The following is a 13556-nucleotide window of genomic DNA, read 5'->3' as shown; positions in this document are numbered from 1 at the left end:
TGAAATAAAAACGACCAACACATGAAACAATGGCTAATCTTCTGCCTGCTAGTCCTGCAATGCTTCACATCCTCGGCGCAGGATTCCTTCGAGTCTAGCTTACAACAAGCCTATTCCCTAAGTAAAAAAGCTACCTTGGCAGCTGAAAAAACAGAAGAACACCTCCGTTTCGTGCGAGGCGCTTTTGATGCGAATGAAATCAACCGGCACTTGCTGGCAGCACGCGAAGATTTAGACAGCCTCATTACTTTCAGCAGACAAGCAGCTTACAAAAGTTCGGATGCCGCATATTTTGCCCAAACAAAGAACGCCGCCAGTTTACAACAAGCCGCCAACGAAACCAAAAAGCGACTCCAAAAGAGTACCCGAACGCTGGAAAATGTCCTTCAGAAAATTGACGAATTCATTATCCATGGAACTTACAACCGGGATACTTATCTCACTCAACTCATGCAAAACTTTGACTTGGGCCAATCACAAGTTCACACCGCCAGCCAAAACCTAAAAAAAGCTCTACCCCAGCTTTCCAACTCAGAATTAGTACCAGATTCCACTTTGCAAAAGCAGTAAACTAACGCTACTTTTCTGGGTAACCCCACTCACTGCCAGAAACCACAGAGCGAACAAGCACGGCATCCCTAAATTGCCAAAGGCACTTTCAAACTTAATTGAGCGCTCAAGTCAAAAACAGTTGCTACTTTTGTTACAAACTCTTTTGAAAACAACCTATGAAGAACTTTTTCGTCAAATCACATGGATTAGGTAACGACTACCTAGTGATGAACAGCCACGATATTGACTTTGAAATGAATATCAAAAACATCCGAACCATTTGCGACGTGCACTATGGAATTGGATCAGATGGCATCTTACTGCTGGTTGACAGCGACCGGGCTGACTTTGGCCTGCGCATCCTGAATCCGGATGGATCGGAAGCCGAGAAAAGTGGCAATGGCCTGCGTATTTTTTCGAAGTATTTGTTTGACTATGGCTATACAAAAAGCAAAACCTTCAGCATTGACACGCTAGGCGGCCTTGTTTATGCCGAAGTGATCGAAACAAAGAATGAGAAAGCCACCATGATCCAGGTTGATATGGGGAAAGCCATTTTTGAATCGGCGAAAATCCCCGTAAAAAGTGAGCTCGAGGAATGCCTGGATGAAGAACTGCAACTGAAAGACCGCAGCTACCTTATCAACTGCGTATCGGTTGGAAACCCCCACTGCGTGATCCTTCAGGATGAATTGTCAGAAGACGAAATCCGGAAATATGGATCAGAAATTGAAAATCATCCCAAATTTCCCAACCGCATCAACCTGCAATTTGCCAAAGTAGTATCGCCCGATGAAGTGGAAATACTAATTTGGGAGCGCGGCGCCGGCTATACCTTAGCGTCTGGAAGCTCATCAAGTGCGGTGGCGGCAGTGATGGTCAAAAAAGGCCTTACCAACCGTAAGCTCACACTCAAAATGCCGGGCGGAAAACTAAAGCTGGAGATTGCTGAAGACTGGCAAATCCGAATGACCGGCGAGGTGCGGGAAATTGCTTCGGGCTACCTGAGTGCGGAACTATTGGAAGATCTAAACTAAATCGGAGAAAAGAGCAACATGTCAAGTCTGCGTTAACAGCGCTCGCCTTAAACAGATTTATTCTAAATAATATTGACAATTTCCTATCTTTGTAATTGCTAAAAACTACAAATTTATGCTGGAGAAAAGATTACCGTTTGACAAAGAACAAATAGAAAAGATTATCGAGAAACACCCAACCCCTTTTCATATCTACGATGAGAAAGGGATGCTGGATTATGCGCAAAAATTCAATGAAGCCTTTTCGTGGAACGAAGGTTTTAAGGAATACTACGCCATCAAAGCAGCGCCAAACCCCTTCCTAATGAAATTACTTCACAAGCAAGGCTTTGGAATTGACTGCAGCTCCATGGCCGAATTACTATTGGCAGAGAAAGTTGGCATGCGGGGTGAAGAAATCATGTTTACCTCTAACGATACACCGGCTTACGAATATCAAAAAGCAATCGAGCTTGGAGCCGTCATCAACCTGGACGATATCAAACACATCGACTACCTGGAAAAACATGTCAGAATACCTGAGCTGGTAAGCTTTCGCTACAACCCGGGTGCCTTAAAGGGTGGCAATATCATTATCGGAAACCCCGAAGATTCGAAATACGGATTCACCCGCGAACAATTGTTCGAAGGCTATAAAAAGCTAAAAGACAAAGGTGTTAAGCGATTTGGCATTCATACCATGGTTGCCTCCAATGAGCTGGATGCTGATTATTTCATTGAAACAGCCGAAATTATTTTTGATGTTATTGCCGACATTGCCAAAGAGCTGGATATTCGTTTTGAATTTGCCAACCTGGGTGGTGGAATTGGTATTCCCTATAAAAGCGAACACAAACCCGTCAACTTAAATCGGGTAAGCGATGGCATCAAGGAACTATACGAAAAAATTATTGTTGCCAATGGACTGGATCCATTAAAAGTTTATTTTGAATCGGGACGCGCCATTACTGGTCCATTTGGATTTTTGGTTTCCAAAGTCCTGCACATCAAAGAAACCTATAAGAAATATGCCGGATTGGATTCGTGCATGGCTCACCTGATGCGTCCGGCCTTGTATGGCGCTTATCATCACATTACCGTTATGGGTAAAGAAACAGCTCCACACAACATTTTGTATGATGTGACCGGATCGCTTTGCGAAAACAATGACAAATTTGCCATTAACCGTTTGCTGCCGGAAATTAATCCCGATGACACGGTGGTCATTCACGATACCGGTGCTCACGGACATTCCATGGGCTTCAACTACAACGGAAAGCTGCGTTCGGCTGAATTGCTGCTTCGCGAAAACGGTGAAGTTGTTGAAATCAGACGTGCTGAAACAATGGATGATTTGTTTGCCACCCTCGATTTTGATGCGGCTCAACAATTTGAATAGAGTTCTGCTTAACGATACAAAAAAAGGTCATTTCGAAAACGAAATGACCTTTTTTATGCGGCTCAACGGGCTTAAACTAGCTAATCATATCAAACCCGCAATAAGGAATCAATACATCCGGAACTTTAATGCCGTCAGCAGTCTGGTAATTTTCAAGCAAGGCAGCTACAATACGAGGTAAAGCAAGAGCACTACCATTTAAGGTATGTGCAACTTGTGGTTTCTTTTGTCCTTCCTCGCGGAAACGCAGTTTTAAACGATTGGCCTGGAACGATTCGAAATTGGAAACCGAACTTACTTCAAGCCATTTCTCCTGAGCGGCCGAGTAAACTTCAAAGTCGAAAGTCAACGCCGACGTAAAACTCATATCGCCACCACACAAACGAAGAATGCGGTATGGTAATCCTAGTTTTTTCACCAAGCTCTCAACATGCGCCACCATTTCATTTAAAATGGCATAGCTTTGATCAGGATGAGCCACCTGCACCACTTCAACTTTATCAAACTGGTGTAAACGGTTCAACCCACGAACATCTTTTCCGTATGAACCGGCTTCGCGACGGAAGCAGGCACTGTAGGCTGTATTTTTGACCGGCAACTGCCTGGCATCCAGAATGACATCGCGGTATAAATTAGTCACCGGAACTTCAGCAGTTGGAATCAGATACAAGTTATCTTCAGTAATATGGTACATCTGCCCTTCTTTATCAGGCAACTGCCCGGTACCGAAGCCACTGTCTTCATTGACCACCAGCGGTGGCTGAATTTCCAAATAGCCAGCTTTCTGTGCTTCATCTAAAAAGAAATTGATCAAGGCCCGTTGAAAACGCGAACCTTTTCCTTTATACACAGGAAAACCTGCGCCAGTCAATTTCACTCCCAATTCAAAATCAATCAAGTCGTATTTTTCAGCCAATTCCCAGTGTGGCAATTTATCTACACCTAAATCCGGATGCTCGCCTCCGGTTTTCACCACCTCATTATCTTCCGGTGTTTTTCCGGCAGGAACCTGATCAGCCGGCAAGTTAGGCAGCTGCACCTGCAAGGCAAAAACCTGCTCATCAATTTTGGCAAAGTCATCATCCAGTTGTTTGATGTTTTCCTTCAGTTCCGACGTGCGGGCTTTGGCCTGGTTGGCTTCTTCCTGTTTGCCTTCGCGGAATAATTGGCCGATTTCTTTCGACAGTTTATTCATTTCCGACTTGAACTGATCGGCTTTAACCTGAATTTCATTCTTGGTTTTATATAAATCACTAATCTGACCAACGATAGACGAAGCGTCAAAATTTTTCTTTTTAAGCTTTTCAACAACCAATTCCGGGTTTTCCTGGATAAAACGTAAATTGAGCATTTCTGAAGTGGTTTTAATTTTGTCGGGCAAAGTTATAAAATAATGACTAGCTGCATACTTCCAAAATCAGGCTTTTTTAGCATCATTCATTGATTTCCCGACCATTCAATGATTTCATACAGGCCCAAATGCCGAACAATTTCTGAACAGACACCTACTTGCAACAGCTCTAAAACAAAAAATCTCCTGCCTTAGTCAAGACAGGAGATTCTCCTAAACATATCTTAAAATCGTTTAGTTTTCTGCTGCCACAACGGGTTCAACAGAGATATACGATTTGTTGTCTCTTTTCTTTCTGAAAACAACAGTTCCATCAATTAATGCGAATAATGTATGATCTTTTCCCATACCGACATTATTCCCAGGATGATGAGAAGTTCCGCGCTGGCGAACGATAATGTTTCCAGCTTTGCAAACCTGACCGCCGTAAATTTTCACACCAAGTCGTTTACTTTCCGATTCGCGTCCGTTTTTCGAACTACCGACACCTTTCTTATGAGCCATGGTCTAATGTTTTTAGGGTTATCCAATAATTTCTTCAATCTGAATCTGAGTCAAATACTGACGGTGACCGTTTTTCTTTTTGTAACCTTTTCTTCTCTTCTTTTTGAAGACGATTACTTTGTCACCCTTCATGTGTTCCAGTACTTTGGCACTCACTTTTGCTCCGTCAACTTTTGGTGTTCCAACTTTTACGTCTCCATCATTGTCAACCAAAAGAACGTTACTAAACTCAACATTTGCACCTTCTTCTTCCTGAAGACGGTGGACAAAAATCTTTTTGTCTTTTTCTACTTTGAACTGCTGTCCAGCAATCTCTACAATAGCGTACATGTTCTGTCTTTTATAATTACCTCCGGCAGGCGGGAACAACAATTCCTTCCACTTTTTAGAGCCTACTCGAAAACTTCGGATTGCAAAAGTAGATATTTTTTATTGACAAGCAAAGATTCCAGGATCTTTTTTCCTGAGTCTAATTGAATTACGGTACGCATTGCATCATCAATCAGTTGACTGTTTAAGAAACAGTCGCAGAATTTAATAAAACACTAAAACAATTGTTATATTTGCTAGCAAACATTGCTGATGTTCTACACTTATGCAGAAAAAAAAACTAAACATCCTTGGACTCTCAGTTAGTCAAACCCAATCAGGTGCCTATGCCTTGGTTTTAGCAGAAGAAAATGGAGACCGCCGAATCCCGATCATAATCGGACCGGTTGAAGCGCAAGCCATTGCCATCCAACTGGAAGGCTTACGACCTCCGCGACCACTCACCCATGATCTGTTCAAAAACCTGGCCTTTGCCTTCGATATTAACGTTTCAGAAGTGATTATCTATAAGTTGGAAGAAGGAATTTTTTATTCAGAACTGGTATGTGTCATGGGTGAAGAAGAAATTCGGATTGACTCACGAACTTCCGATGCTGTTGCCCTCGCCCTTCGCTTCAAATGTCCTATTTATACCAACGAAGATATTCTGAACAAAGCGGGAATTGTGATGGATAACGAAGAAGATAGTCCGGTTGAATTTGAAGGTGATCCGGCTGGCTCAAAAAGTGAGTTTGAGAGTTACACCGAAAATGATTTGAACGAAATGCTCAACGAAGCAGTCAGCAATGAAGACTATGAACGGGCATCCAAAATAAGAGATGAACTGAATCGTCGGAAGAAATGACTAGACTGCTAATCCTACTTCTGGCAACATGTTGCTTGACGCTCGCCTTGCCACAAACTTCCTACTCGAGCAGCCCAACAAGCAGCGACAATGTAACGCTAGTTCAAACGCAGTCTTCAGGAACATCTAACGTACTGCCCTCTCATTCGAATAACCGGGACTTTAGATTCAGCACCATACTTCGAGGACTTGTGGGTATGCTGGTTCTGGTTGGACTTGGCACACTGCTATCCAAAGATCGGAAAAATATTCCATGGAAAACAGTAGGTGTTGGCCTGGTTTTTCAGACAATCCTTGCACTGGGCGTTCTTTATGTTCCTTTTATCCGCGCTGGATTTGACTTTTTCGGACAAATTTTCGTCAAAGTACTCGACTTCACCAAAGTAGGGAGTGAGTTCTTGTTTGGCAGCCTGGTTGACTTCAGCCAATTTGGAATGATCTTCGCTTTTCAGATTTTGCCTACCATCATTTTCTTTTCAGCTTTAACCAGCCTACTGTTTTACTGGGGAATCATTCAGCGTGTCGTGTGGGCTCTGGCATGGGTCTTTACCAAGCTAATGAAACTATCAGGAGCTGAAGCACTTTCGGTGGCCGGCAATATTTTTCTGGGACAAACTGAATCGCCACTGATGATTAAGGCCTACCTCTCGAAAATGAACAATTCGGAGATTATGCTGGTGATGACCGGTGGAATGGCCACTCTGGCCGGAGCTGTACTGGCAGCTTACATTGGCATGCTTGGTGGCAACGACCCTGTGCTACGACTCGAGTTTGCCAAACACTTGCTAACAGCTTCCGTTATGGCAGCTCCTGGAGCTGTTATCTTCTCCAAAATCATGGTTCCCAACCCCGATAAAGTCAATAAGGATGTTGAAGTGAGTAAGGATCGCATCGGGAGCAATATTCTGGATGCCATCACTAACGGAACTTCCGAAGGATTGAAACTGGCGGTTAATGTTGGAGCCATGCTTTTAGCTTTTTTGGCATTGATTGCGATGTTCAACTTTATTTTTGGAAAAGTAGGCGACTGGACAGGCCTCAACGAAATGATTGCACAGGGAACTAATGGCCAATTTACAGAACTGTCGCTCCAGTTTTTACTGGGCTACTTGTTTGCCCCTATTATGTGGTTGATCGGGATCAACACACAAGACATCATTCTGGTTGGTCGATTGTTGGGTGAAAAGCTCATTCTAACCGAATTTATTGGCTACATCAGCCTGTCGGAACTCAAAACTGCAGGAGCCTTTATAGAACACAAATCGGTTATTATGGCGACCTACATCTTATGTGGTTTTGCGAACTTCGCATCCATTGGCATTCAAATTGGGGGGATTGGCGCTCTGGCTCCAAGTAAGCGCATCACTTTATCAAAATATGGCGTTCCCGCCTTAATTGCCGGCACACTCGCCTCACTAATGTCGGCCACTATTATTGGGATGATCTTGGGCTAATATAGATACAAAAGCCCCCCTACTGTCATAATTAGAACAGGCAAGGCACACCGTGACCCTCCGTCAGAATCGAACACTTCCGAACAAAAACTTCGGTTATAAACCGCGAACCGACGGCTCGTAAATGTTACAAAGCGTTCCATGTTGTTGAATAGCTAACAATAAAACGGTTGTTGACGTATGATCAGTTATATAAATCATTCAAAAACTTTCCGTTATGAAACACATCAACGTAATTTTCGGATTTTTCTTGTTGATCTTTCTATTTTCCGGTTGCAATACCAAACCTGTTGTGGGTCTATTGATGGACACCATAGAACGCGAAAGATGGGCAAAAGACAGAGACCTGTTTGTTGAAAAAGTGAATGAACTGGGAGGCTCTGTAGTCGTAAAAGTTGCCGATTCTGATCCATCGGTTCAGTTTCAGCAAGCGCTTGATTTAATCAATGAAGGGATTGATGTTCTTGTAATTATTCCGGTAGATAAAACCGTGGCTGCAGGAATTGTGAAAACAGCTAAAAAGACACGTATCCCCGTATTGGCCTATGACCGGCTCATTTGGGATTGTGACCTGGACTTCTATATTTCTACGGACAACATCCAAATCGGAGAAAAGCAGGCTGAGTTTCTTACCAAATCCAAACCCGAAGGCAACTATGCCTTAATTGGTGGCCCGACCACAGACAACAATTCGGTACAGCTCTACCTGGGATGGATGAACGTACTTCAGCCTCTTGTCGACAAAGGAGATATTACCATCATTTCCAACACGTTTGTCGATGCTTGGCAACCTGAGGAAGGCTATAAGGTAACCAAAGAACTGCTTGAAAAAGGGGAAACCATTGACGCGATCATAGCAGGAAACGACGCCTTGGCCAGTGGCGCTATTCAAGCCTTGCATGAACATGAAATGGATGGAGAGGTACTGATTGCAGGGCAAGATGCGGACATCAATGCCATTCGAAACATTGTCTTTGGCAACCAAACCATTACGGTTTACAAACCACTGGAATCGATGGCTTTCAATGCTGCTATAGCCGCAGTAAAAATGGCCAAAGGTAAAGACCCGACTGACAACATGAGTTTCACGGTTAACAATGGCCATCGCCTGGTACCAGCCATTCTTCTGGAAGGACAAATTGTGAACAAACAAAACATACGAATGACCGTCATTTCTGAAGGTTTTGTAGCCGAACAGGAAGTATTTGAATGATACCAAACCGGTCATTTTGCGAAAGAGCGCGGGCATTATGCTTGCGCTCTTTTTATGACCGTCGCCCAAATTGTTTATAAAATTACCTTTCCCCATTCAAGCAAAAAGCGTACCTTTCCGCATTCAAAAAAATAGACAGAAACAAACATCGCTGAAAGATAAATCATGAGGCAATATCTTGACCTACTGAATCATGTCACAAACAATGGCACTAAAAAAGATGATCGCACAGGAACCGGAACCACCAGTGTTTTTGGCTACCAAATGCGGTTCAATCTCGAAGAAGGCTTTCCGGTATTAACCACTAAAAAACTCCACCTAAAATCTATTATCCACGAATTGTTGTGGTTCCTAGATGGTGACACCAATAACAATACCTTGAATGAAAAAGGCGTTCGAATTTGGAATGAATGGGCCAACGAGGATGGCGATTTAGGTCATATCTACGGATACCAGTGGCGGTCGTGGCCAACCCCCGATGGCAAACACATTGACCAGATTTCGGAAGTGGTCAATGCCATTAAAACTAACCCCAACTCGCGCCGCCTCATCGTAAGCGCCTGGAATGTGGGCGAACTGGATCAAATGAATCTGCCTCCCTGCCATTTACTGTTCCAGTTTTATGTAGCCGACGGCAAACTTAGCTGCCAGCTTTATCAGCGGAGTTGTGATGTTTTCCTGGGGGTACCGTTCAACATTGCCTCCTATGCCCTGCTGACGATGATGATGGCTCAGGTGACTGGACTTCAACCCGGCGAATTTGTATGGACCGGTGGCGATGTGCACATTTACCAAAACCACCTGGAGCAGGTAAAACTTCAGTTGACAAGGGAGCCCAAGAAACTGCCGCAAATGAAGATCAACCCGAAAGTAAAGTCCATTTTTGATTTCAAATACGAAGATTTTGAATTAGTTAATTACGAGGCTCATCCCCATATTCCGGGAAAAGTTTCAGTATAAAGCAGCATTGCAGCTCAGCGTATCAGCAAAATTTAAACTCGTAGAAACCAGAACCCAAAAGCTTTCTTATGATTCACGAAAATATCTCCATCATTGTAGCCATTGCTCAAAATTTCGCCATTGGTAAAAACAACGATTTACTGTTTCATTTACCCAACGACTTAAAACATTTCAAAGACATCACTTCCGGGCATACCATTATCATGGGTCGAAACACCTTGCTGTCGCTACCCAAATGGCCATTGCCCAACCGTCGCCACATTGTAATCAGCGACCAGCCGGATGACTGTTTTGAAGGCTGCGAAATGGTTGCTTCCATCGATGAAGCGATTGAAAAAGTGAAAGATGAAAAAGAGGCATTCGTAATTGGAGGCGGCATGATTTACCGGCAGTTCTATCCTCTGTCCGGAAAACTTTACCTAACGGTGGTCCATCAGGATTTTGATGCTGATGTTTACTTCCCCAAAGTTGACTACACGGATTGGGAACAAATCAGCCAGGAAGATTTTCATGATGAAAAGAACAATTTTGATTATTCCTACATCAACCTGAAACGCAAATAAATTAAAGTAGATACCATAAAAAAAGTCCGGCTTAAGCCGGACTTTTTTACTATAGTTAATAGAGCAACTTTCCTAAGTTATCGAATCGTTTTTGGTAGTCTGAAATTGCGTGTCGCATCACCTCACAAGCTTCTTCCGCATCGTAGGTGTGGGTTATTTCCGTTTCATTATCTTTTCCTGGCATGTCCTTGTAGGTCAAAAAATAGTGTTTCAAGCGTTCGACCACCACTGCTGGCAAGTCGGAAACATTTTTATAACCTTCATACACAACATCGTTATTCAATACAGCAATAATTTTGTCATCGGCCTCATTGCCGTCAATCATCCGAAATCCACCAATAGGGCGTGCATCCACCAAAATATCCCCGTGTGTAATATCCTTTTCCGTCAACACACACACGTCAATGGGATCGCCATCACCACGGATTCCTTTTCTCCCTGTTTTTTCCATACAAAATTCACCTACCTCATCGCCGCAGAACGTTTGAGGAATAAACCCATACAAAGCAGGAACCACATTCGAATATTTCTGTGGACGATCGAGACGCAAATAACCACTGTCTTTGTCAATTTCGTACTTTACCGTATCCGTTGGAACGACTTCAATAAAGGCAGTGACTTTTTCTGGTGCATCTTTTCCGATGTAAATACCATGCCAGGGATGTGACTTATAACGAAGCCCCATCAGTCTCCCAATGGGATCAGACAACTTGTCTACCATATTTAATTTTCTTTATTCGTTTAGATTGTAAAACCTGATTAAAACAAAAATGTTTTAAAGATCCCGCAATTTAGTCAAAATAAAAAAGCCTGCCAGTCATCACAAAACAAACAAGCAGGCTTTTCAATGCATTTAATCAATTTTCATGCCTTTAGCTCATTTGAAGCAGCTTTTCGGCCAATTCGATCTACAGCAACCACCTGAAATTCATCTCCCTTCTGTGGATTCGAATCCTGATAAACCATCTTTTCCTTTGTGAGCAGAAGCCGATGTGGCAAGTCAGTCACTTTTTGCCCATTTCTCAACACTTCGTAATGACTAAGCGGCTCATCGCCGGCAAATGCCATCCGCCACGACAGCTCGACTGCTGTATCTTTCCATGCCAAATCGACATCATTGGGAGCACTCAACGGATGTTTTTCAATCTGAAAATAATTAGTTTTTCCATCTTTTGCCTTCAAGCCCAGCTCTTCATATTTCCGACGTTCAGCTTCAGCCAACTCATTCGGGCCTATCTGCGCCGCATAATAGTTCTGTATCAATTGGCATTGCATCGGATCGTCGTGAATCTGACCGATGCCAATAATGGCCGTATGCACGCCTGGCGTAGTCAAAGCATATTCAACCAATGGCCGGCTGGGAATAGCCTTGGTTCCCACCCTGCGAACCACATCTGCCGGGACATTCGACCATTTAGCTTCTTTATCGTACATCGCTCCGTCAGCAAAAACTTTCATCGCAATAATGCCCATATTTTTTGCCTGGGCCAAGGGAATGGCGTTGTATTGCATATTAAACATACGTCGGTCGTTCACATTAATGGCAATCAGCATAGCATCCAACAGATTAAAATGGTCACGCTGAATCATCTCCATCATCACCGGAGCACTATAATGACCTGAAAACCCAATATGTTTCACCAACTTTTCGTGCTTCGGATTCAGTCCGGTCAGGTTCGTTCCGTCGCGATAATCACGCAAAGCGACAAAAGCTCCAAAATCCCCCTTAGGATCCAAGGGTGTTTCCAACCCTTTGAAAAGCACATCCACCTCCTCCATGAAATTGAGATTATGCGCTAAAACCATATCCACATATGCCCCTTCGGGATAACTGCCTTTACCATCGCCAAACAACTGAGAGAGTGAACGTTTCAAATCGCCAACAGCACCCATCCCATGATCACCATTCGTCCAATTTCGGAGAGTCTTGGTATCTGCAGGAAACGTGTTGTTCCCCCATCGAATGTGCGTCTTTGTTGTCAGAAATATGGATTTCCGTCGGCTCTCATCGTAATTGGCTTCTCCGGGAATCAAATGCAATTGGCGAAAAGCTTTCCCAAAATTGGCTTGACTAGGCCCATAAAGGTTGGAGGTATCATAATAATTGACTCCCATCCGAAAAGCTTTCAAGATGATAGGCACCGGATCAACATCATCTGGAGTCCATTGCAACGAAGCCTGACCACCTAACCCAAGCGTGGTCACGTCGAAATCGATCTTGCCAAATTTACGTTTCATTGGAGCAGGAAGTTTATCCAAAGCAAAGTTGTCAAGAGGGAGAAAAGTTGCGCCGGCCGTAGTCGCTGCCGACAAGCGAATAAAATTCCGTCGATTGAGTTTGTAAGGTTCGTCCTGTTTCATGTTATGCTTGTTTTACCGTTAAATATACTCCGAAAAATCAACAATCGCGAATGGCCTGAAGAGTTACCCGGGGGGTCATAGTTTCACTAAAAGCGACAAAGACAGGAATTGAAGAATCTATTTTTCACATTTTACTTAAGCATCTCATTAATTACAGATTCAGCTCCATTTAAAGATGCGTGCCTTTAGTCCGGACTCCTTTGGATTCATGCTTCTGATGATTTCAATCACGAGACTACGCGCCGGGCCGCAGCCAACATAAACACTTACAATCAACCAAATACGACACCCTCCCTCATTTGGAATAGCAACAAATATTTTTTAGTTTCGCCCCCATGAAGTATTTGTTGACCCTGATTTTTAGTTTATTTCTCGCTCATTCCTGGGCTTTTTTACCCGACCCCATCCCGCAATTTTTCTCTGATTCCGCGAACATCCGCCGTGCTGAACTGTATGCCGAATCGTATGTACACAAAAAGCTGGATGCGACTTACCAGGAGCAAGCGCAAATTGCCATGAGCCATTATCCTGAATTGAAAGGAGTAGCCATCGAATTTGTGCGGAAAGACATTAAAACAACCATGGCCTCCCGACCTTCGATTGATTTCATTTTCCGCAAAAAAGAGAATAGACAATACAAAATCTACATCGACACCCAAGTAAAAAAAGAACAAGGTCTCCTGCTGAGCGATGTGCCCTACAACGCTCAAATTGGAGTTATCGGGCACGAGTTGGCACATATTGCTGACTATGAGAACAAAACGACCATGGGCGTCGTACTCACCGGACTAGGCTACTTGTTTCACCCCTTCCGCAGAAAGCTGGAGCATAAAGTAGATGAAATAACCATTGCCCACGGACTGGGACATCAGGTGAAAGAATTTTCTGCCTATGTGTTGAACGAATCAAACGTTTCGGAGAAATACAAAAAATACAAACGGAAGATTTACTACAAACCGCAACAGCTTTCAACACTCATGTCCGGTTATTCGATTTATTGAAAAGTATT

At 43.4% G+C, this 13556-nt stretch carries 14 protein-coding genes; 9 read left to right on the top strand and 5 right to left on the bottom strand.

The window, feature by feature from the left end; translation table 11 throughout:
- Positions 1-21 precede the first annotated feature (21 nt).
- The 3 genes from ACUNWA_RS14345 to ACUNWA_RS14335 all read left to right on the top strand — a co-directional run bounded on the left by ACUNWA_RS14345 (position 22) and on the right by ACUNWA_RS14335 (position 2967).
- The gene (locus ACUNWA_RS14345; protein WP_445592615.1) at positions 22-570 is read left to right on the top strand and encodes a hypothetical protein; all 549 of its coding nucleotides are present in this window, start codon (positions 22-24) and stop codon (positions 568-570) included.
- 158 nt (positions 571-728) lie between these two features.
- Positions 729-1589 (top strand): diaminopimelate epimerase, encoded by an 861-nt coding sequence (gene dapF / locus ACUNWA_RS14340; RefSeq protein ID WP_445592614.1) that lies wholly within the window; start codon positions 729-731, stop codon positions 1587-1589.
- Between the two features lie 115 nt (positions 1590-1704).
- The gene (locus ACUNWA_RS14335) at positions 1705-2967 is read left to right on the top strand and encodes a diaminopimelate decarboxylase family protein (protein WP_445592613.1); all 1263 of its coding nucleotides are present in this window, start codon (positions 1705-1707) and stop codon (positions 2965-2967) included.
- A 76-nt stretch (positions 2968-3043) separates the two neighbouring features.
- Here ACUNWA_RS14335 and serS read toward each other — a convergent pair whose 3' ends face one another.
- The 3 genes from serS to rplU all read right to left on the bottom strand — a co-directional run bounded on the left by serS (position 3044) and on the right by rplU (position 5152).
- Positions 3044-4318 (bottom strand): serine--tRNA ligase, encoded by a 1275-nt coding sequence (serS, locus tag ACUNWA_RS14330; protein ID WP_445592612.1) that lies wholly within the window; start codon positions 4316-4318, stop codon positions 3044-3046.
- Positions 4319-4552: 234 nt separating this feature from the next.
- Positions 4553-4822, bottom strand: coding sequence for a 50S ribosomal protein L27 (gene rpmA, locus ACUNWA_RS14325; protein ID WP_299583157.1), 270 nt, complete (start codon positions 4820-4822; stop codon positions 4553-4555).
- A gap of 18 nt (positions 4823-4840) precedes the next feature.
- Positions 4841-5152, bottom strand: a complete 312-nt coding sequence (gene rplU / locus ACUNWA_RS14320; RefSeq protein ID WP_445592611.1) for a 50S ribosomal protein L21 — start codon at positions 5150-5152, stop codon at positions 4841-4843.
- A 265-nt stretch (positions 5153-5417) separates the two neighbouring features.
- Between rplU and ACUNWA_RS14315 the strand changes: the two genes are divergently transcribed.
- The 5 genes from ACUNWA_RS14315 to ACUNWA_RS14295 all read left to right on the top strand — a co-directional run bounded on the left by ACUNWA_RS14315 (position 5418) and on the right by ACUNWA_RS14295 (position 10186).
- Positions 5418-5996, top strand: a complete 579-nt coding sequence (locus tag ACUNWA_RS14315; RefSeq protein WP_445592610.1) for a bifunctional nuclease domain-containing protein — start codon at positions 5418-5420, stop codon at positions 5994-5996.
- Complete coding sequence (locus ACUNWA_RS14310) at positions 5993-7450, top strand: NupC/NupG family nucleoside CNT transporter (protein ID WP_445592609.1); 1458 nt, start codon at positions 5993-5995, stop codon at positions 7448-7450. The genes ACUNWA_RS14315 and ACUNWA_RS14310 overlap by 4 nt, the downstream gene beginning before the upstream one ends.
- Before the next feature lie 217 nt (positions 7451-7667).
- Positions 7668-8663: a substrate-binding domain-containing protein gene (locus ACUNWA_RS14305; RefSeq protein ID WP_445592608.1), complete on the top strand. Its 996-nt coding sequence runs from the start codon at positions 7668-7670 to the stop codon at positions 8661-8663.
- Between the two features lie 165 nt (positions 8664-8828).
- Positions 8829-9623 carry a thymidylate synthase gene (locus ACUNWA_RS14300; protein WP_445592607.1) on the top strand — a complete coding sequence of 265 codons (795 nt, stop codon included), beginning with the start codon at positions 8829-8831 and terminating at the stop codon, positions 9621-9623.
- A gap of 68 nt (positions 9624-9691) precedes the next feature.
- Positions 9692-10186 (top strand): dihydrofolate reductase, encoded by a 495-nt coding sequence (locus tag ACUNWA_RS14295; RefSeq protein ID WP_445592606.1) that lies wholly within the window; start codon positions 9692-9694, stop codon positions 10184-10186.
- Between the two features lie 55 nt (positions 10187-10241).
- On the opposite strand, the gene ACUNWA_RS14290 is transcribed toward ACUNWA_RS14295, so the two are convergent.
- Positions 10242-10907: an inorganic pyrophosphatase gene (locus tag ACUNWA_RS14290; RefSeq protein WP_445592605.1), complete on the bottom strand. Its 666-nt coding sequence runs from the start codon at positions 10905-10907 to the stop codon at positions 10242-10244.
- A gap of 143 nt (positions 10908-11050) precedes the next feature.
- On the bottom strand, positions 11051-12547 hold the full coding sequence (locus ACUNWA_RS14285; protein WP_445592604.1) for an aldo/keto reductase: 1497 nt from the start codon (positions 12545-12547) through the stop codon (positions 11051-11053).
- Between the two features lie 335 nt (positions 12548-12882).
- On the opposite strand from ACUNWA_RS14285, the gene ACUNWA_RS14280 reads away from it, so the two are divergent.
- Positions 12883-13548, top strand: a complete 666-nt coding sequence (locus tag ACUNWA_RS14280; RefSeq protein ID WP_445592603.1) for a hypothetical protein — start codon at positions 12883-12885, stop codon at positions 13546-13548.
- Positions 13549-13556: the final 8 nt, after the last annotated feature.

Source organism: Sunxiuqinia sp. sy24 (assembly GCF_052677165.1).
Note: the sequence above shows the minus strand (reverse complement) of the source record. Positions and strands in the feature narration are given on the sequence as shown.

Excerpts from the sequence above, each read along its gene's own strand:
- ACUNWA_RS14290 (WP_445592605.1), bottom strand. The coding sequence starts at position 10,907 with ATGGTAGACAAGTTGTCTGATCCCATTGGGAGACTGATGGGGCTTCGT.
- ACUNWA_RS14315 (WP_445592610.1), top strand. The coding sequence starts at position 5,418 with ATGCAGAAAAAAAAACTAAACATCCTTGGACTCTCAGTTAGTCAAACC.
- ACUNWA_RS14280 (WP_445592603.1), top strand. The coding sequence starts at position 12,883 with ATGAAGTATTTGTTGACCCTGATTTTTAGTTTATTTCTCGCTCATTCC.
- dapF (WP_445592614.1), top strand. The coding sequence starts at position 729 with ATGAAGAACTTTTTCGTCAAATCACATGGATTAGGTAACGACTACCTA.
- rplU (WP_445592611.1), bottom strand. The coding sequence starts at position 5,152 with ATGTACGCTATTGTAGAGATTGCTGGACAGCAGTTCAAAGTAGAAAAA.
- ACUNWA_RS14345 (WP_445592615.1), top strand. The coding sequence starts at position 22 with ATGAAACAATGGCTAATCTTCTGCCTGCTAGTCCTGCAATGCTTCACA.
- ACUNWA_RS14310 (WP_445592609.1), top strand. The coding sequence starts at position 5,993 with ATGACTAGACTGCTAATCCTACTTCTGGCAACATGTTGCTTGACGCTC.
- ACUNWA_RS14300 (WP_445592607.1), top strand. The coding sequence starts at position 8,829 with ATGAGGCAATATCTTGACCTACTGAATCATGTCACAAACAATGGCACT.
- rpmA (WP_299583157.1), bottom strand. The coding sequence starts at position 4,822 with ATGGCTCATAAGAAAGGTGTCGGTAGTTCGAAAAACGGACGCGAATCG.
- serS (WP_445592612.1), bottom strand. The coding sequence starts at position 4,318 with ATGCTCAATTTACGTTTTATCCAGGAAAACCCGGAATTGGTTGTTGAA.
- ACUNWA_RS14335 (WP_445592613.1), top strand. The coding sequence starts at position 1,705 with ATGCTGGAGAAAAGATTACCGTTTGACAAAGAACAAATAGAAAAGATT.
- ACUNWA_RS14305 (WP_445592608.1), top strand. The coding sequence starts at position 7,668 with ATGAAACACATCAACGTAATTTTCGGATTTTTCTTGTTGATCTTTCTA.
- ACUNWA_RS14295 (WP_445592606.1), top strand. The coding sequence starts at position 9,692 with ATGATTCACGAAAATATCTCCATCATTGTAGCCATTGCTCAAAATTTC.
- ACUNWA_RS14285 (WP_445592604.1), bottom strand. The coding sequence starts at position 12,547 with ATGAAACAGGACGAACCTTACAAACTCAATCGACGGAATTTTATTCGC.